The sequence below is a fragment of the Bacillus sp. FSL R9-9530 genome (assembly GCF_038008145.1).
In the GTDB taxonomy this organism is placed as follows: Bacteria; Bacillota; Bacilli; order Bacillales; family Bacillaceae_G; genus Bacillus_A; species Bacillus_A mycoides.
The window spans coordinates 4491342-4510594 of record NZ_JBBOYO010000001.1; the positions used below are offsets into that span (position 1 = coordinate 4491342).

The following is a 19253-nucleotide window of genomic DNA, read 5'->3' on the forward strand; positions in this document are numbered from 1 at the left end:
AACAGAAAGGATGGTGTATTTCATGATTGAAGTAACAGAACAAGCAGCTTTTCAAATTAAAGATATGTTAAAAGATGCTGAAGATGGAGAGAAGTACGTGCGCCTTGCTGTACATGGCGGCGGATGTAGTGGTCTTTCTTACGGCTTAGGATTTGAAGTAGAACCAAAAGAAGACGACACAGTTCTTGAGTTTTTCGGTGTTGAATTTGTTATCGATAAAGAAAGTGCTCCGATTGTAAAGGGAGTGAAAGTTGACTATAAGCAATCTATGCTTGGCGGCGGATTCACAATCGACAATCCAAACGCGATCGCATCATGTGGATGCGGATCATCTTTCCGTACAGCGTCGAATGCTGGTAAGCCAGAAGATTGCTAAGTTTTTTCATCCCTTTATTCTAAGTGGAAATTGAATGGGTAGGTTGCATATAAAGACCTTCTTAGCGATGAAACCAAATCGTTAGGAAGGTCTTTTCTTTTGCGCTAAAAAGAAAAAGAGCATGACAAAGATAACGAATATATGCAAGAAGAAGGATAAAGAGGATGCATGAAGGTGCAGGCCATATCAAATTGTATAGAACTGACTCGTTCCATATTAATTAAAATACGCTGATTACTAGAAATTAAAAACTACCGGAGGAATTACAATGAAGTCATTTAAGAAAGTACTGGTATTAGGGATGACGTTGGTTACAGCATCAATATTTGGAGCATGTTCTAACGATACAGACGTGTTAACAAAAGCGGGAGCAAAGCAACAGGTGAAATCGGAAGCGGAAGTACTAAAAGAACAGAAGGAAACCCCTATGACTACGAGCGAACGTGACAGCATTAAATATGAGGACGCTCCGTCATCACAGAAGCGTTATATTTCTCGCGACGAAGCCGAAAAGATTGAGGAAGGCATGACATATACGGATATTCTTAATACGATTGACTACGGCGGTGAGAACATAAAAAATTATAATAACAAGGAAAAACGCGTGTTTTATACTGAAAAGGATACGGATGGTACATATGAAATTATGGTTGAATTAAATACATATGGTTACGTTGTTAATATTGAACGCACTGCTATAAAGGATGCGGATAAAGAGAGTCAGGTATCTACGAAAAGCAGTGAAGAGCCTGTAAAGGAATATGAAGAAAAAAACGACCGCGTACCGTGGTATAAAGATGTAAATAACGATTCGGCGGAAGTAGACTATAATCACTATTTGAAAATCAAAAAAGGTATGCCTGCGAATCAAGTAAAAGCTGCGATTGGACAGCCACGTATGATTGAGAAATATAAATCGTATTCAGTATACGGCTATACCGGTTATGGCGGCGAAGGAACATTACGTGTAATATTCGAACCGAATGGAACTGTTACGCAGGTAGTAGAAGATGGATTACAACGATAATAAATTAATTACGGGAACAATTGCAGTAAAGTTGTCGGTGGCTTTATAAAGTCTTGGAGAGAGAACCGTGAGTAATCGGAGAGGACAATGATGAACGAAGATAAGATAACGATAATTATGCTAGCAGTATTAACGATAGCGTTAGTATTTGTTGGGGTTTCATCCAAATTCAATAGCCTCATTGTGGACGCTATCGCCGTACTATTTTTGTTGATAGCTACTGCAGTAGGCGCAGCGGTTGTAACAGAACGTAGATTGCGCAAAATGAATCGGAAGTAGCAGTTCTTTGTACGAGCGGGAGGGGACGCAAGATTGACGATATTTTTGAATTCGTAAGGAGATATGTAATTAAACCTATAATTAGATTCGTAAGTTACCTTATAATTGATATCATAATAGAGTGCGTAATAGAAGGTGTAATAAGCGGTATAAGGAAATTACGTGATAAGATTCGTGACAAGTGGAAAAATTGGCGTTAATAGATTGTCATGACTAGGCTAGATGAGTGTCAATAACGTTTTCAATGAAAAAAACTGATTAAAGTTTTAATTTACTATCTTACAAAAGTGTAATGTTCATGTCATGTTTTTGAATTTCTTCTTTAAAGCTTAGGCTTTAAGATAACAATATAAGAAAAACATATGAGGTGAAGGAAATGAAAAGATATATTGCACTTTTTAGTATTTTAGTTGTATTCGCAAGTTTGTTAGTTGGCTGTGATTTAAACCGTATGGGTAAAGATGAGTATTACGTTCAAATTACAGTAGATGGAAAAGAATATAATGGTAAAGCTGATAATGGTCAGCCGTATAAAGATTACGAATATAAACTAACTGGTTTTGATAAAGATGGTAAAGAGAAAGAATTAGAATTCATAGCGCAAAAAAATCTTCGTAAAGAAGCATTCCTACGCGTATACCACTCAGATAAAAAAGGTGTAACAGCTTGGGAAGAAGTGAAAAAGGACGAGCTTCCAGCGAAAGTGAAAGAAAAACTAGGTGCGAAATAAGACAGAAAAAAGGAATTGACGAACAGGGGCAATTCCTTTTTTTACTTTCAAAATCCTCTTCTGAAATGACTTTAAATCCGTGTCTTTTAAATAAAGCAGTTGTCACTCCGTAACCAGTTTGTTTATTGCCGTTAAATTCCCCTGTGTAAATAGTAGAACTACCACAAGATGGACTGCGTTCTTTTAAAATTATATATTCTGGGTTTAAATCTTTTATTTGTTCTAATGCTTTATAAGCACCACGCACGAAAGCTTCCGTGACATCTTGTTCTTCTTTCGTCATTACTTTTGCTTTTCCATCTAAAACATCATCGCCATTACCGCCGATAATTTCAGCAGAAGGGCGTGGTGTTGGTAAACCGCCTAATACTTCGGGACAAACAAGGATGGTATCTTCCCTCTGTAATAACTCTTCTATTTGTGAAACGAGATTATCGTTACCGTCATACCGACAAGCAATACCACCTAAACAAGCACTAATTACAATCATATTTTCATCTCCAATAAAGTGAAATTTTAATCAGTGGGGGTTTTGTCCATCCCCCACTGATTATTAGCCCGCACCAATCGGGCTTTTACGGGCAGTTGATCTCCCACCTAACCTCATCGCATTCGCCGAATCTGGAGGTGGGAGTCTTACTGCCCGTTAATGCGGGATAAAAAATATTAAATATCACGCCAATTTCTCTTCCTATTTCTTACCTATAAGTGAGGTGATAAAAATGGGAAGCTTATATAATTTAATGAAACCATATAGTCAATTTCGAAGTAAAGAAGAGTTTAATACATATCAAAAACAAGTTTTGAAGTGCTATCGATTTCAATTGAATAAAACGGATTCTATCATTATTCATTTTTTAGGAAAGTATGCAGTGAATGAGAAACAGAAAACAGTGGGAGTTGCTTGTCCGTTAATGGAGACGATTGCTACAAATGTTGGAAAGAGTATTCGTACGGTACGCCGCTCGATTGCAAAGTTAGAAGAACTAGGGATTATAAAACGTATTGCAACAAAAGAAAGATATAAGCGCGGGGGATATAGTGCAAACTTATATGTATTTCTTAAATCTGCAATTGACCGCATGGATGACCGTATGAAAATGTCCGCATGTGAAAGTGATGATCGTACAGATGGCTGTAGTGGAAACGAGCAAAAAAATGAGGGGGAAACAATTCTTTCTAAAAACATTCCACAAATAAAAGATAAAAGAAAAGTAACGTACGAGCTTGATGAAACGTATTGTCGTCACGATATACCGAAGCCTTTTATATATGCACTGGTGCCGATGACGAGTAATCCGAAGAAGATTAATATATTTTGGAGTAAGGTAGAACTTGCTTATAAAAAGAGCGGATTACTAGAGCAAGGTGCTTTATTAGAGGGAATATTAGCTGATGAAGAAGCGTATGGAAATTTAATTTGGCGGGTGAAAAGTGTTGTGAGAGCGTATAAGTACGGAGAAATTCGTAAAGATGTTGGCGCATTATTGTATAGTACGATGCGAGATTTATTTTTAGAAATTGGATTAGAGTGGGGAGCGGCATTAAGGAGAAGTAAGGGAATACCGTTATTCGATCCATTTAAAAAAGAGCCATGCGTATAATACATGACTCCAAGTAGCTAATCGAACTTTCTTACAACTGGAACACGAATTGCTACAAATAGTACAAAGACGATAACAGCGATTGCACCGCTTTTCATAACCGTTACAATTGGAATGCCTATCCCAAGTGCAAGCGATGTAAATGCGTAAGAGAGCGGAATGAATCCCATCGATGAAAGCATGAGTAAACTCATAACGCGTCCCATCATCTCTTCTTTTACTGTTGATTGAATCATTGCCATAAGTGGAACGATAGCCATCGCAATTGTAATACCGTAAAACATTCCAGCTAATAACGCTTGCCAAAGTACGGTGCTAAAGTTGATGGCTAGGAAGAATATACCAGACAGTAGCATCATGATAATACAAAATAGACCACGTCTGCGGTTAATGTTTTTTAATCCGACAATGACAGCTCCTATCGCCATCCCGCCGCCAACAGACGCTTCTAAGTAACTAAACTGAAGTGAATCACCGTGCAGAACGTTTTTGACGAAGAGCGGGAAGCCTACTTGCATTGGGCCGATTAAAAATAAATTTAAAAAGGCGCTACATATAAGGAAAGTTGAAAGAAATGGTGATTCTTTTACATATAAAATTCCCTCTTTAATAGAAGTAAACATGCCTTTATCTGTTTCATTTTTTTCGGGTACTGTAAATTGTATTTTTTGAACGAGTATCGCAGCGATAATGAGTAGCAGGATTGTAATTGAAAAGATTGTTTCATAGTTCGTAAATTTAATGAGAATACCGCCAAGTACAGGGCCCAAGATGACCGATCCTTGGTTTGTCATTTGAGTAAGTGAATTTGCTTGTGTTAAACGGCTTTTTTCTACAAGTTCAGGCAGAATAGATCCATCTGCTGACCAGAAGAAAGCGTCAGCAAGTCCGAAGAACAAAGCGAACAAAGCAAATGTATATAGTGTTACATCACCGACGATGAACCAGGTGAGAATGGTTGCGACAAGAATAGCGCGAATAATATTAGAGTAAAACATAATATTTTTTTTCGGGAATTTATCAGCTAATGCACCGCCGATAATCATAAAGATGAGTCTTGGAACACTAAGAGCCACGAAAACAATACCGAGTGAAGCCTCAAGGTTTAATGTTTTTGCTATGTACCATGTTTGTGAAAAAGTAAAAAAGGCTAAAGCAAAACTTGAAAAGAGAGTAGCTGCCCAAAGAAAAAGGAAGTTCGTATTTTTTAATAACGGTTTTCCGCTTCCTTCTAAAGCAGATTTATTTTGTTGTAGTTCCTCCATATTGCTTCCTTTCTATGTACCAAATTTAGACTGAAAAACCTATTAACAATCGTTTTATACAGTTTCTAATATTTCTATACTGCACTTTCTCATTGTAGACAATAATAATGAATTTGCACAGTGGCTATTTAACGACAAAAAAGAAGATACCAAAGGGTATCTTCTTTTTTGTCATTCACGCTAAAGCAATATAAATATCCACTTGTACGTTATTTGGATCTACTGCATTTTCGTCATAAAGCTCAAAGTCTGTTGTAAAAGCACGTTTGTTTTCTTTCGACCATTGCCAAATATATTCCCAAGTTTCACAAATGACTTCAGACACAGGACCTTTTCTCGTTGTAAATACCGCATACGTTGCAGTAGGTATTCTTAAGGCTGTCATATTTTCAGGAACGTCTTCTAATGAAGAAACAGGCATGCCAATAGTAAATTGATATGTACCAGTTTCATCTGATTCATAGTTTGAGTAGAAAGCGAATGTTTCTTTTGTTTGTTGATTTGGGATGTGATGCATGATTTGTTCTTGGAAGTATTGGTTCCAAAGCCCTGGGATTTTTCCTTCAGTAGATGCCTCTTTTTCATTTGTCGTCGTAATAGAAACGCCGATTGCTTGGAAAGCTTCTTTCTTAATGATAATAGGTTCTTTCATTATAAAATTCCCCTCCATTGAATGAAACGTACGTTCTGTTTCATTGTAACATATTTTAGGAATATGTGGTATTTTTTTCTAAAGTACATAGCTGTGAAGAAAGAGAGGTAATTTGGATTAGGGATCTTTATAACAAAAGAACTCCTTTCATGTAAAAGGAGTTCTTTTCATTTCTATATTAAAACATGCTTGAGCTATGCATTGGTTGAAGTTTTGCGTTTGGATCGAAGTAAGCTTTTGCATTGTTTACTGCTGTCGGTGCTTCACCAAAGCCGCAAGCAATGAGTTTTACTTTTCCTTCATATGTACAAATGTCACCAGCAGCGTAAATGCCAGGAATATTTGTTTCCATTTTTGAGTTCACGAGGATGCTGTTTTTTTGAATATCTAAGCCCCAATTTTTAATTGGACCAAGTGAAGAAACGAAGCCGTAGTTTACGATTACGTCATCAACATCGATGATAATTTTTTCTTCTGTTTTTACGTGCTGAAGAACAACTTGTTCAATAGTATCATCACCGATAAGTTCAACTGGAACGTAAGGTGTGCTTACTTCTGCACGGGAATTCATTAAGCTTTCTACGCTATGTTCATGTGCACGGAATTTATCGCGGCGATGAGCAATTGTAACTTTGTCCGCAATCGGTTCTAACATCATTGTCCAATCTACTGCTGAGTCACCACCGCCGAATACAACGACGCGTCTTCCAGCAAATTTATTCATATCATCAACGAAATAATGTAAGTTTTTCTTTTCATATTTTGCTGTGCCTTCTAATTCTAAGCGGCGTGGCTGGAACGCACCATTACCAGCAGTAATAATGACAGATTTAGAGTAGTGAGTTTGTTTATTTGTAACAAGCTTAAATATACCGTCAGCTTGTTTTTCAAGAGTATCAACAGCTTCTTCTAAGCAAACGGTTGGATCGAACTTTTTCATTTGTTCTTTTAAGTTATCAACTAACTCTTGTGCGCGCACTTTTGGGAATCCAGCTACATCATAAATATATTTTTCGGGATATAGCGCGGATAATTGCCCTCCAAGTTGAGGTAAGCTTTCGATAATTTTTACACTTGCTTGTCTCATTCCGCCATAAAATGCGGTGAATAGTCCTGTTGGGCCACCACCAATAATCGTTATGTCGTAAACTTTTTGATTTTCTGTCATTTTCATTCCCCCTATAGATGATGGAATTTTAATATTGATTTCATATATTGTTCATATGTACATGAAAATCCTGCAAATGATGACACTTTCAAATAAATGATAGCATATTTCAGTTAATAATACTTCTGAAAACGACTGAATAATAAGTAAGTTTGCGCATAGATGTTTTAGAATTGTATAAAATATAGCGAAAGGAAAATACATGAAAAAAAGGCTGAAAAACCCTTGAAAACGCTATGTTATTTTAAAATATTGATAATTCTCTAGGTGCTTGAATTATGGAATGAAACCGACTAATATAGGGAAGTATTATGTTAAATTTCTATGACAAATTTCGTACGATTTTTTGACTGCGTTTTGTTATGATATAGAATGTGATAAATTCCACATTCTTGACAAATAGAGTTTTTAGTACTTGGTATTATTTTTTATTACTATTATATAAAGAAAAGGGTTGTGATTTAGTGAAGACTCCAAAAATCGTAGTTTTAGGTGCAGGTTATGGCGGGATGATTACGACTGTTCGTCTGCAAAAAACATTATCTGTAAGTGAAGCTGAAATTACGTTAGTAAACAACAACAGCTATCACTACCAAGCAACTTGGTTACATGAGAGTGCAGCTGGTACATTACAAGATGATAAAATCTGTCTAGATATTCAAGACGTTATCGATACAAATAAAGTGAACTTTGTACAAGATACAGTAGTAGAGATTAAAGCTGCTGAAAAACGTATTATCTTAAAAGATGGTGAATTAGAGTATGATTACTTAGTAATCGGTCTTGGTTTCGAATCAGAAACGTTTGGAATTAAAGGATTAAAAGAGCATGCATTCTCAATCACTAACATTAATGCAACTCGTCAAATTCGTGAGCATATGGAAGAAAAATTCGCTCAATATGCGACTGAAAAACGTGATGAGTTAGTAACAATCGTTGTTGGTGGCGCTGGATTTACGGGTATCGAGTACGTAGGTGAGCTTGCAAACCGTATTCCTGAACTTTGCAAAGAGTACGATGTTCCACGTGAAAAAGCACGTATCATCTGTGTAGAAGCTGCTCCAACAGCACTTCCTGGTTTCGATCCAGCATTAGTAGAGTACGCTGTAAAACAACTTGAGAAAAAAGGTGTAGAATTCCGCATCGGTACAGCAATTAAGGAAGCAACTGAAGAAGGTATTATCGTTGCCAACGGTGATGATGCTGAACTTCTTAAATCTGAAACTGTAGTTTGGGCTGCAGGTGTTCGTGGTAATGGTATTGTGGAAGAGTCTGGATTTGAAGCAATGCGCGGACGTATTAAAGTGGATGAGTACATGCACGCTCCAGGTCATGAAGATGTATTCATGGTTGGTGATGCAGCGTTAATCATCAACGAAGAGATTAACCGTCCATACCCACCAACAGCACAGATTGCAATTCAAGAAGGTTATAATATTGCACACAATTTAACTGTGTTAGTTCGCGGCAAAGGTGAAATGAAAAAGTTCGCATTTGATAATAAAGGATCTGTATGTTCATTAGGTCATGACGATGCAATGGGCGTTGTTATGGGTAAAAAGTTAACAGGTTGGAAAGCTTCATTCATGAAGAAAGTAATCGACAACCGTTACTTATTCTTACTAGGCGGACCTTTATTAGTTCTTAAAAAAGGTAAATTGAAGTTCTTTTAATATATAGTAGAAAAAGCAGAAACGGCTATGAGCTGTTTCTGCTTTTTTCGTATTGAAAATATAGTATAATATATAAAAAAGAAAGAATATTCTGTTCGTTTTGATGGAGGAGGTTATATCATGGGGAAGCGAGGGAAAGTGTGGTTAGCTGTCAGTGGCTTAGTAGCTACAGAAGATGGAAGATGGCTATTCGTTAAGAAAAAATACGGTGGATTGAAAGGGCAATGGTCTTTACCTGCTGGTTTTGTTAATGAAGGCGAGACTGTTGATGAAGCTGTGAAACGTGAAATTTTGGAAGAGACAGGCATTGTTGCTCATGTAAAGGGGATTATTGGTATTCGCTCAGGTGTTATTCATAATGAAATTAGTGATAATATGATTATTTTTCTTCTAGAGCCAGAGGGAGAAGACGTTATCGTACAGGAGAAAGAATTGTCGGAAGTAGCTTTTTTACATCCAGAAAATATTGCAGATGATCAAAATACTTCTGTACTCATCAAATATTTATTAGAAGGAAGAGCAGAGTCGCATTTTGAAATGGACAAAACATTAAATCCAGGAGAGCAATTTGGTTATACGGCTTATCATGTGTTTACGGCGTATGCGAAGGAGAGGGAGAAGAAGTGAGTATACCGGTACTACTTATTTCAATGATGTTGTTCTTTATTTTATTTTTTGGAATTGGATTTTTACTCAACATGATTTTGCGAGCTACGTGGGTAATGGTTATTGTATATCCGATTATTTGTATGCTTATTATTAATAAAGCGAGTGTATGGGACTATTTTTCAAAGCCAAAAGAAACATTTTCTTCATTTGGGACAAGTGTATCGCATTTAGGACACGCAGATGTGTTTATTCTATCTACTGGATTAGTAGGTGCTGCTTTAGCAGGAATTATAATTAAAAAACTTCGGAAAAGTGGATATCAAATGTTTTAATCTCCAATCAATTTGGAGATTATTTTTTTGCATATTCCTTCATCGTATAGGGAATGATTAACGATGAAGGAGTGTGGAATATAAAAATGTTAAAACGATATTGTATTCGCATTATGATGACTTGTTTACTTGCATTCGCATTATGCGTAACATGGCAGGCTTTCACAGGAGTTTCTTTAGTAGAGATTATAAAATCATATGAAGGAACAAGTGTAAAAGAAGTACATGCAGCAGAAATTGAGAAAAAAATTGCTCCGAGTAAAGAAGTGATAAATGCTTTAGAGCAGGCAAATGACTGGTCTAAATATCGTGTTATAGAAATGACTGCAACTGGTTATACATCAGGTATAGAGTCAACTGGAAAGAGGCCGGGGCATCCAGAGTATGGCATTACATATTCAGGTGTTAAAGCAAAAAGGGATTTATATTCCACAATCGCTGCCGATTTACGCGTATTCCCGCTTGGGACAATTCTATTCGTGCCAGGTTACGGATATGGTGTTGTAGCTGATAAGGGCGGTGCTATAAAAGGAAATCGTCTCGATTTATATTATGATACGGTGAAAGATGTTTATAGCCAATGGGGTAAGAAAAAAGTAAATGTGTATATAGTGAAAATAGGAAATGGCAAGTTTTCGGAAGAAGAGTTAACGATGTTAAATCAAGACGAAACGATGCAAGTGTTTCGTGGACAATATTTAAAACAAAGATAGTCTAGTGGTAATAACGCTAGACTTTTTTCTTGTCTTATTTCACCATAGAAGATATTGGAGATAGTATCTTTATCCTGCTATTTGCGGCCGGTAAAACCCCCACTGATTAAAGTTTCACTTTATATGAAATAACAGAATTTAGAATTGTCGCATTTTATCGAAAATAAAGTTATAATGGACGTAGAGAAATTTAGGGGGTCTGAACATGTTTCGAGTACAAAAAGAATTAGTAAGTCATGAAGCGGTAATTGTTGCCTTATTTGAAGAAGATAAAAAGAGTAGCTTTGTACAAGAACTGGATAAAGTGTTTGAAGGACAATTACAAGTTTTATTAGAAGAAAAAGAACTTTCAACTAAGAAGAAAGCCATTTCAAAAGTACATAGCTTAGGAAAAACAAATGTTAAACGTTATTATTTTGTTGGTTTAGGTAAGAAAGAGTCATATACAACGGAAACGTTACGTGCTGCTCTTGGTAAGGCGTTTAAAGCGTTACAAGCAGCAAAAGTACAAGATGCAGCAATCTTACTTGATTCTTTCGTGACAGATAAATTAGATGCGATTGATGTAGCTCATATTGCGGCAGAAGTACAAGGTCTTGGTACATATGAATTACAAACGTATAAATCAGATAAAAAGGATCGTGTAGAATTAGAGAAGTTTACGGCTATTACAGCAGAAGATGCACAAGAAATTGAAGCAGCATTAACGGTAGGATACGTACATGGACGTGCAACGAATTCAGCTCGTACGCTTGTAAATATGCCGCCAAACGTATTAACAGCGACAAAGCTTGCTGAGTATGCAGTTGAATTAGCAGAAAAATACGATATGGATTATAAGGTTCTTGAGAAAGAAGAGATGGAAGAGCTTGGTATGGGTGCATTACTTGCAGTAAACCAAGGATCTACTGAACCGCCAAAAATGATCGCTCTTATTTATAAAGGAAAAGAAGAGTGGAAAGATGTAATTGGATTTGTTGGAAAAGGGATTACATATGATACAGGCGGTTATTCTTTAAAACCACGTGAAGGCATGGTTGGTATGAAAGGTGATATGGGCGGAGCTGCAGCTGTTCTTGGCGCGATGGAGATCATCGGTGAACTTCGCCCAGAGCAAAATGTAATTGCTGTTATTCCATCAACTGACAACGTTGTAAGTGGTACAGCATTTAAGCCAGATGATGTTATTACATCTATGAGCGGAAAAACAATTGAAGTATTAAATACAGATGCAGAAGGTCGCCTAGCGTTAGCTGACGGTATTACGTATGCGAAGAAACTTGGCGCAAATTACTTAGTTGATGTTGCAACATTAACAGGCGGTGTAATTGTTGCACTTGGAAATCATACAACAGGCGCGATGACAAATAATGAAGAATTGTTTGAACAAGTGTTAGAGGCTTCTATGGAAACGGATGAGCCAATTTGGCAATTGCCGATTTTTGAACGTGATAAAGAACGTGTCAAAAACAGTAAATTTGCTGATTTAAATAACTCACCAGGCCGTGAAGGACATGCGGTTATGGCTGGGGCATTCCTTGGTGAATTTGCAGAAGAAACACCATGGGTACACTTAGACATCGCTGGAACATCTGAAACATCAGGAGCACATGATTTAGGACCATCTGGAGCAACAGGTGCAATGGTGCGTACACTTGCAACACTTGTTGAGCGTTTCGGAGAAGAATAATTTTTGAAGAAAAGGCTGTCTCAAATTTTTGGGATAGCCTTTTCTTATTGATATGGTATGACTATTGTCAGTTTTTGTCGGTAAGTCGATATATTTGGAGTTACGGTTAATATAATTTCATTTACTATTTTACCGTTCCAAAAAGTGCTACATAGCTAAAGATTCGTCCTATAAAGAAATCGTATATAACGTCCCACCTAAAGCGAATGAAGTACGCCCTGTTTCCTCAGAGACAACTAATATAAGTGCATCAATTTTCTCGGATAAGCCAATTGCAGCCCTATGACGTGTTCCTAGCTCAGGATTGATTTCCATGCTTTTTGTTAATGGGAGAATATTAGCTGCTGAGACAATATGATTATTTTTAATGAGAACGGCTCCGTCATGAAGAGGGTTCCCTGGATAAAAAATCGATTCAAGTAGTGGCGCGGTTAAGTGTGCGTTTAATGTCGTTCCAGTTTGAATGAAAGACTCAAGAGCGTCACTTCGTTCCACAATAATAAGAGCACCGTGTTTTCGAGCGCTTAAATGTTGGACAGCTGTAGTGATGAAATGTGAACTTTCCGTATAAGGTGATAAATATGCTTGAATATAATATGTAGCTGCTAACGTTTGTACATTTGTTAGCATATGATGAATATCTTCCATTTTACATAAAATACATTCATCTTCTTTATCGATTGCATGCTTCATGTTTGATAATTCTTTTTCAGCAATTTCAATCATCTGCTTTGTTTTTATTTTGAGCTCTTCTGACAAGCCCCATTCTTGCATAATCCTCATTCCCTTTGGTGGAGTATTTAACCATAGTGTATACAAATATTTATAGTAAAATCCTGCTAGATTTTAAAAAATATTGAGATTCAGGTTGTTTTTTTCATATAATGAAGGTACGACAGGCGAGAGGAGATGGAAGTATGAATTGGAAACAAGAATTTAGTCGCTGGCTTTCATATGCAGAATTAGACGCAGAATTAAAAGAACAGCTAGAAAACATGAAGCAAGATGAGAAGAAAATCGAGGATAGCTTTTATAAAAATCTAGAGTTCGGAACAGGTGGTATGCGTGGTGAACTTGGTGCTGGTACGAACCGTTTAAATGTATATACAGTTCGTAAAGCAACAAAAGGATTAGCTATGTTTATTGAAAAATTAGGTGAAGAAGCGAAAAAACGCGGTGTTGTTGTCGCGTATGATTCTCGTCATAAATCACCTGAATTCGCAATGGAAGTAGCTGCTACTCTTGGTGCACACGGTATTACAACATATGTATTTGAAAGCTTACGTCCAACACCAGTGCTTTCTTTCGCAGTTCGTCATTTACATACAGCAAGTGGAATCGTTCTTACGGCAAGCCATAATCCGCCCGAATATAACGGTTATAAAGTATATGGTGAAGATGGTGGCCAGTTGCCTCCAAAGGAAGCTGATGAGTTAATTAGCTACGTAAATGCAGTAGAGAATGAATTAACAGTTGAAGTTGCTGATGTTGAGCAATTAAAAGCTGACGGTTTATTACATATAATTGGACAAGAAGTAGATGATGCGTATGCAGCAGAATTGAACAATGTCATTATTAATAAAGAGATGGTGAAAGAAGTAGGAAAAGATTTGAAAATCGTCTTTACACCATTGCATGGAACATCAAATATTTCGGTACGCCGTGGTTTAGAAGAAGTTGGATTTACAGATGTAACAGTTGTAAAAGAGCAAGAGTTACCAGATCCAAATTTCTCTACAGTAAAATCACCAAACCCAGAAGAGCATGCAGCGTTTGAGTATGCAATTCGCGACGGTGAAAAAGTAGGCGCAGATGTGTTAATCGCAACAGATCCTGATGCAGACCGTCTAGGTGTAGCAGTTCGCAATCATGATGGTGAGTTCCAAGTATTAACTGGTAACCAAACAGGTGCGTTAATGCTTGATTACTTATTATCACAAAAGAAGGAAAACGGAACGCTTCCAGAAAACGGTGTTGTTTTAAAAACAATCGTAACGTCTGAAATTGGCCGTACAATCGCAAAAGCATACGGTTTAGATACAGTTGATACGTTAACTGGATTTAAATTTATCGGTGAAAAAATTAAACAGTATGAAGAAAGCGGACAATATGAATTCCAATTCGGTTATGAGGAAAGCTACGGTTATTTAATCCGTCCATTCTGCCGTGATAAAGACGCGGTGCAATCCGTCCTATTTGCATGTGAAGTAGCTGCATACTACAAATCACAAGGTAAAACGTTATACGATGGTCTGCTAGAAGTATTTAAGAAGTATGGGTTCTTCCGTGAGGACCTTGTATCGTTAACGTTAAAAGGAAAAGATGGTGCCGAACAGATTCAAAAGATGATGGCAACATTCCGTGAGAATCCTCCGAAAGAAGTAGCTGGTTTAACAGTCGTTGCAGTTGAGGATTATAAAGAAAGCATCATTACAACGTTACAAGATGGAAATAAGGAAGAGATTCACTTACCGAAATCAAATGTGTTAAAATATCAATTAGAAGATGGTTCTTGGTTCTGCTTACGTCCATCTGGAACAGAGCCGAAAATTAAATTCTACTTTGGTGTACAAGATGATTCCTTACAAAATAGTGAACAAAAGTTACTTACTATTAAAGAAGATATTATGAATCGTTTATAATAGAATAGAATGCTACTGATAGGAAAAGAGGAGAACGGAGAACGGCCTCCTCTTTTCTTGTAGTTTTGTTTGATGTAGAGGATTATTACGAGCGAGTGTTATAAATTTGCACTTTACTAAGAGAATTAGAATGAAAAGCGAGGGTATTTGTCATGAAAAAAGTGAGAAAAGCAATTATCCCGGCAGCGGGATTAGGAACACGCTTTTTACCAGCAACGAAAGCAATGCCAAAAGAAATGCTTCCAATTGTAGATAAACCAACAATTCAATACATCGTAGAAGAAGCAGTAAAATCAGGCATCGAAGATATTATTATCGTTACTGGTAAAGGAAAGCGCTCTATCGAAGATCATTTTGATAACGCATTTGAATTAGAGCAAAACTTATTAGAGAAGAAAAAGTATGAGTTACTTGAAAAAGTACAAGCTTCTTCTAAAATGGTAGATATCCATTACATTCGACAAAAAGAACCAAAAGGATTAGGACATGCTGTTTGGTGCGCACGTAAATTCATTGGTGATGAGCCGTTTGCAGTATTATTAGGCGATGATATCGTTCAAGCTGAAAAACCATGTTTACGTCAATTAATGGACGAGTATGACAAAACACTTTCTTCTGTTATTGGTGTACAAACTGTTCCTGAAGCAGAAACACATCGCTACGGAATTATTGATCCGTTAGAGCAAGAGGGACGTCGTTATCAAGTTCGTAAATTCGTTGAAAAACCAGCGCAAGGTACTGCGCCTTCAAACTTAGCGATTATGGGACGTTACATTTTAACTCCTGAAATCTTTATGTTCTTGGAACAGCAACAAGTTGGAGCGGGTGGCGAAATTCAGTTAACGGATGCAATTCAAAGCTTAAATGAAATTCAACGTGTATTTGCATATGATTTTGAAGGAAAGCGTTATGACGTTGGTGAAAAATTAGGATTCGTTCAAACGACAATTGAAATGGCATTGCAGCACCCAGAATTACGTGATGATATGCTAGTAATGATGAAGAAAGTTTTAGACGAGCAAATGAAGCAAGAGTCTTAATATAATAAACAAGGAGCTGTTCCTATAGGAACAGCTCCTTGTTTATTATGAAATCGTCGAATGAGAATGCTGATAAGCAGAACGACGTACAGCATAGTATATGCGAGGTGCGATAATGGCGCCGATAATTGTAAACGCAATATCCTTTACTGCGAACCACATCATAATCATCCAGGCAGCTTTATAACTCATATTACCACCCATGAAAATATTGACTGCCCCGTACATATAAGTAGTACCGATAATATACGTTAAAATGATTCCGACGAAAGAAGAAATTGCAAAGGTGCTGAATGTTGGTCGTTCTTTTTGTTCTACTAGTTTTCCTGATACGTAAGCAACGATAATAAATGCGATAATAAAACCACCAGTAGGATCTAAAAGTGCTCCAAATCCAGCTTTGAAGTTAGCGAAGATTGGCGCACCTGCTACTCCAACAAGCATGTAAACAGTCATTGATAATGCCCCAAGTCTACTCCCGAGAAGAAGACCTGCTAAAATTGCGAAAAATGGTTGCATAGATAATGGAATGCCCGCTATTTGTAAGAATGGTGCCCACGATACAATATTTGCACCAATAGCCATAAGAGCGACGAACATGGCAGCTAATGCTAAATCTAAAACATGAAGCTTCTTCATAATGTTAACCTCCAGTTGTGTTTAGGTTAACATTATCGTAGCGAAAATATTTACTTGTTGTCAATCAAAATATTTTGATAAGAAGGCTTTAAATAGTCTCTAAGCAATGTGTATGGAATACGAAACTGCGGAATTCCGCTTGAATAAGGAGCAATTTCATATAAAGGGAAATAAATCACAAGATTATCGGGTTCTAAAAAGTAGTGAAACTTTTTAGTGCTCGTTACTTTTTCGACTGCATCAGGAAAATAAATGCTTTCATTTTGTTTAATTTGTCTTACAATCTCTGTGCGAATTATTTCTTTATATTTATCCTCTTGTTGAAATAAATCGTCTAAGTGTAATAATTTTTTTTCGTTTAAATCAAATGTATTTGCCTTCCACGTATACAGTCCGTGCGCTCCGCCTGTATATTGATAGTAATTCACATATAGACTTAGGAAAGGTGGTTTGTTTAAAGCTACTTTATAGTCAACATTTGCAACGTATGGATGAAAAGGTGTGCTAGATCCTTCTGTTTCTTCATAATATTTCTTCGCTTCTTTTTCTAATTTACTTTTAAATTTAGTAGTAGAGTTTTTGTAATAGGAATTCAGCTTATTTTGAAATTTCGAATCAGAAAAGTTGTGAAAGGAAGGCCTATTAATTTGATATTCTATATAAGGTTTCTTACCTTTTTGCGTTACAGTCTTAACATTGATTGTCAGGTTGGATGCTTTGGCTGCTATTGCACAATTTGGTACAATAGTCAGCAAGGAGAACATAAGCAATAGTATACAAAATTTCTGTTTCATTTAGGTGAAACCTCCTTATATAAGTGTTATAGGTAGTTTGAAATTAAACAGGTAAAATTATACATTTGATCTAAAGGGAGAGAGGTTGAAAACGATATGTCAAAAACTTTAATGGATTCGCTTGGAATTGAGTTGTTAGAAATGACAGAGGATAAAGTAGTTGCTACAATGCCTGTTGATGAACGCACGCATCAGCCGTTTGGATTTTTACACGGTGGTGCATCTGTTGCATTAGCAGAAACTGTGGCAAGTGTTGGCTCATACAATTTAATTGATCAAGAAAAATGTATTTGTTTCGGATTAGAAATTAATGCAAATCATATTCGCTCAAAGCAAGATGGAATTGTAACAGCAATTGGAACACCGATACATAGAGGACAATCGACAATGGTTTGGGATATTCGCATCATTGATGAAAATGATGAGTTACTATGCATATCAAGATGTACAGTAGCAATTAAAGAAAAACGTGAAAAATAGAAAAGAGGCAGCTCTGATGAGCAGCCTCTTTTTTTATAATTAGAACTGGATTTTCTTCTCTAAGAAACCTTTTAGTTCGCTAATTGGCATACGAACTTGTTCCATTGTGTCACGGTCACGTACTGTAACAGCTTTGTCTTCAACAGAGTCGAAGTCGTATGTGATACAGAATGGAGTACCGATTTCGTCTTGACGACGGTAACGTTTACCGATAGAACCAGTTTCATCAAAGTCTACCATGAAGTCTTTAGCTAGTTCTGCGAATACTTCAGTAGCACCTTCAGATAGCTTTTTAGATAATGGTAAGATAGCTGCTTTATATGGTGCTAAAGCAGGGTGGAAACGAAGAACTGTACGAGAATCGTTTTCTAATTGCTCTTCTTCATATGCATCACATAAGAATGCTAATGTTACACGGTCTGCACCTAGAGATGGCTCGATGCAGTAAGGCACGTAACGCTCATTCGTTTGTGGATCGATATAGTTAAAGTCTTCGTTAGAGTGTTCCATATGACGTTTTAAATCGAAGTCTGTACGAGATGCAACGCCCCATAGTTCGCCCCAACCGAATGGGAATCTGAATTCAATATCAGTTGTTGCGTTACTGTAATGAGATAATTCGTCTTCACCGTGGTCACGAAGACGCATGCTTTCTTCAGTCATACCAAGTGAAAGTAACCAGTTTTTACAAGTTTCACGCCAGAATGCGAACCACTCTAAATCTTCACCAGGCTTACAGAAGAATTCAAGTTCCATTTGTTCGAATTCACGTGTACGGAATGTGAAGTTACCAGGTGTGATTTCGTTACGGAAACTTTTACCGATTTGGCCGATACCAAATGGAAGTTTTTTACGCATAGAGCGTTGTACGTTTTTAAAGTTTACGAAAATACCTTGTGCTGTTTCAGGACGAAGGAAGATTTCGTTTGTGCTAGACTCTGTAACACCTTGGAATGTTTTGAACATTAAGTTGAACTGACGGATTTCCGTGAATTCTTGGCTACCGCAATCTGGGCATTTTACTTCATGTTCTTTCATTAAGTCAGCCATTTGGTCGAAAGTAAGACCGTCAACGACCATTTCGATACCTTTTGCGTCTAATGCATCTTCAATTAATTTGTCAGCACGGTGACGAGCTTTACATTTTTTACAGTCGATCATTGGATCATTAAAGTTACCAACGTGACCAGAAGCGATCCAAGTTTTTGGGTTCATTAAAATAGCAGCATCTAAACCAACGTTGTGTGGAGATTCTTGAATGAATTTTTTCCACCAAGCTTTTTTGACGTTATTTTTTAATTCGATTCCAAGTGGACCGTAATCCCATGTGTTTGCAAGACCACCGTAAATTTCAGAACCAGGGAAAACGAAACCGCGATGTTTCGCTAAGTTTACAACTTGTTCCATTGAATACATAATAAAATCCTCCTTTTGAAAGTTAACGTATTTGCGATGACGTGATGGGTACTTTGGAAACGAGCAATATATGCTTTAAAAAACATAAAAAAACGCTCATCCCAAGGCTTAATCGCCTAGGGAC

General features: G+C 36.9%; 20 protein-coding genes and 1 pseudogene. 13 read left to right on the top strand and 8 right to left on the bottom strand.

Annotation, left to right across the window (positions count from 1 at the left end; genetic code table 11):
• Positions 1 to 22 precede the first annotated feature (22 nt).
• From MKX66_RS22575 to MKX66_RS22590, 4 genes are all read left to right on the top strand, one after another.
• Complete coding sequence (locus MKX66_RS22575) at positions 23 to 376, top strand: HesB/IscA family protein (protein WP_002034566.1); 354 nt, start codon at positions 23 to 25, stop codon at positions 374 to 376.
• A gap of 268 nt (positions 377 to 644) precedes the next feature.
• The gene (locus MKX66_RS22580) at positions 645 to 1403 is read left to right on the top strand and encodes a hypothetical protein (protein WP_002015896.1); all 759 of its coding nucleotides are present in this window, start codon (positions 645 to 647) and stop codon (positions 1401 to 1403) included.
• Between the two features lie 87 nt (positions 1404 to 1490).
• Complete coding sequence (locus tag MKX66_RS22585; RefSeq protein ID WP_215590320.1) at positions 1491 to 1682, top strand: hypothetical protein; 192 nt, start codon at positions 1491 to 1493, stop codon at positions 1680 to 1682.
• A gap of 376 nt (positions 1683 to 2058) precedes the next feature.
• Positions 2059 to 2412 (top strand): YxeA family protein, encoded by a 354-nt coding sequence (locus tag MKX66_RS22590; protein ID WP_002191062.1) that lies wholly within the window; start codon positions 2059 to 2061, stop codon positions 2410 to 2412.
• Between the two features lie 31 nt (positions 2413 to 2443).
• On the opposite strand, the pseudogene MKX66_RS22595 reads toward MKX66_RS22590, so the two are convergent.
• A pseudogene (locus tag MKX66_RS22595) lies at positions 2444 to 2902 on the bottom strand (DUF523 domain-containing protein); the annotation flags it as partial.
• Positions 2903 to 3134: 232 nt separating this feature from the next.
• Between MKX66_RS22595 and MKX66_RS22600 the strand changes: the two are divergent.
• Positions 3135 to 4016 (top strand): helix-turn-helix domain-containing protein, encoded by an 882-nt coding sequence (locus tag MKX66_RS22600; RefSeq protein WP_215590318.1) that lies wholly within the window; start codon positions 3135 to 3137, stop codon positions 4014 to 4016.
• Positions 4017 to 4033: 17 nt separating this feature from the next.
• Here the strand turns inward: MKX66_RS22600 and MKX66_RS22605 are convergent, their stop codons facing one another.
• The 3 genes from MKX66_RS22605 to MKX66_RS22615 all read right to left on the bottom strand — a co-directional run bounded on the left by MKX66_RS22605 (position 4034) and on the right by MKX66_RS22615 (position 7101).
• Positions 4034 to 5281: an MFS transporter gene (locus tag MKX66_RS22605; protein WP_201032012.1), complete on the bottom strand. Its 1248-nt coding sequence runs from the start codon at positions 5279 to 5281 to the stop codon at positions 4034 to 4036.
• A 175-nt stretch (positions 5282 to 5456) separates the two neighbouring features.
• Entirely contained in the window at positions 5457 to 5933 is a 477-nt protein-coding gene (locus MKX66_RS22610; protein ID WP_215590317.1) for a GyrI-like domain-containing protein, read from the bottom strand.
• Positions 5934 to 6111: 178 nt separating this feature from the next.
• Positions 6112 to 7101 (bottom strand): NAD(P)/FAD-dependent oxidoreductase, encoded by a 990-nt coding sequence (locus MKX66_RS22615; RefSeq protein WP_012261913.1) that lies wholly within the window; start codon positions 7099 to 7101, stop codon positions 6112 to 6114.
• A 464-nt stretch (positions 7102 to 7565) separates the two neighbouring features.
• Between MKX66_RS22615 and MKX66_RS22620 the strand changes: the two genes are divergently transcribed.
• The 5 genes from MKX66_RS22620 (at position 7566) to pepA (ending at position 12118) form a co-directional block, all read left to right on the top strand.
• The gene (locus tag MKX66_RS22620; protein WP_002067919.1) at positions 7566 to 8774 is read left to right on the top strand and encodes an NAD(P)/FAD-dependent oxidoreductase; all 1209 of its coding nucleotides are present in this window, start codon (positions 7566 to 7568) and stop codon (positions 8772 to 8774) included.
• A gap of 120 nt (positions 8775 to 8894) precedes the next feature.
• Complete coding sequence (locus MKX66_RS22625; protein WP_002015875.1) at positions 8895 to 9401, top strand: NUDIX hydrolase; 507 nt, start codon at positions 8895 to 8897, stop codon at positions 9399 to 9401.
• Positions 9398 to 9715, top strand: coding sequence for a YuiB family protein (locus MKX66_RS22630; protein WP_002089308.1), 318 nt, complete (start codon positions 9398 to 9400; stop codon positions 9713 to 9715). The genes MKX66_RS22625 and MKX66_RS22630 overlap by 4 nt, the downstream gene beginning before the upstream one ends.
• Before the next feature lie 86 nt (positions 9716 to 9801).
• A complete protein-coding gene (locus MKX66_RS22635) occupies positions 9802 to 10428 on the top strand; it encodes a 3D domain-containing protein (protein ID WP_033709844.1) in 627 nt (208 codons plus the stop codon).
• Positions 10429 to 10633: 205 nt separating this feature from the next.
• Positions 10634 to 12118, top strand: a complete 1485-nt coding sequence (gene pepA / locus MKX66_RS22640; protein WP_215590316.1) for a cytosol aminopeptidase — start codon at positions 10634 to 10636, stop codon at positions 12116 to 12118.
• Positions 12119 to 12286: 168 nt separating this feature from the next.
• On the opposite strand, the gene cdaS is transcribed toward pepA, so the two are convergent.
• Positions 12287 to 12892: a sporulation-specific diadenylate cyclase CdaS gene (gene cdaS / locus MKX66_RS22645; protein ID WP_002034547.1), complete on the bottom strand. Its 606-nt coding sequence runs from the start codon at positions 12890 to 12892 to the stop codon at positions 12287 to 12289.
• Between the two features lie 143 nt (positions 12893 to 13035).
• Between cdaS and MKX66_RS22650 the strand changes: the two genes are divergently transcribed.
• Together MKX66_RS22650 and galU are read left to right on the top strand one after the other, a co-directional pair.
• Positions 13036 to 14760 (top strand): phospho-sugar mutase, encoded by a 1725-nt coding sequence (locus MKX66_RS22650; RefSeq protein WP_033709550.1) that lies wholly within the window; start codon positions 13036 to 13038, stop codon positions 14758 to 14760.
• A gap of 152 nt (positions 14761 to 14912) precedes the next feature.
• Positions 14913 to 15800: a UTP--glucose-1-phosphate uridylyltransferase GalU gene (gene galU / locus MKX66_RS22655; RefSeq protein ID WP_002015869.1), complete on the top strand. Its 888-nt coding sequence runs from the start codon at positions 14913 to 14915 to the stop codon at positions 15798 to 15800.
• Between the two features lie 45 nt (positions 15801 to 15845).
• On the opposite strand, the gene MKX66_RS22660 is transcribed toward galU, so the two are convergent.
• Positions 15846 to 16439, bottom strand: coding sequence for a biotin transporter BioY (locus tag MKX66_RS22660; RefSeq protein ID WP_002015867.1), 594 nt, complete (start codon positions 16437 to 16439; stop codon positions 15846 to 15848).
• 50 nt (positions 16440 to 16489) lie between these two features.
• Positions 16490 to 17233, bottom strand: a complete 744-nt coding sequence (locus MKX66_RS22665) for a DUF3298 and DUF4163 domain-containing protein (protein WP_002089296.1) — start codon at positions 17231 to 17233, stop codon at positions 16490 to 16492.
• A gap of 96 nt (positions 17234 to 17329) precedes the next feature.
• Between MKX66_RS22665 and MKX66_RS22670 the strand changes: the two genes are divergently transcribed.
• Positions 17330 to 17713: a hotdog fold thioesterase gene (locus MKX66_RS22670; protein WP_002034550.1), complete on the top strand. Its 384-nt coding sequence runs from the start codon at positions 17330 to 17332 to the stop codon at positions 17711 to 17713.
• A gap of 39 nt (positions 17714 to 17752) precedes the next feature.
• Here MKX66_RS22670 and MKX66_RS22675 read toward each other — a convergent pair whose 3' ends face one another.
• On the bottom strand, positions 17753 to 19129 hold the full coding sequence (locus tag MKX66_RS22675) for a glycine--tRNA ligase (protein ID WP_002015863.1): 1377 nt from the start codon (positions 19127 to 19129) through the stop codon (positions 17753 to 17755).
• Positions 19130 to 19253: the final 124 nt, after the last annotated feature.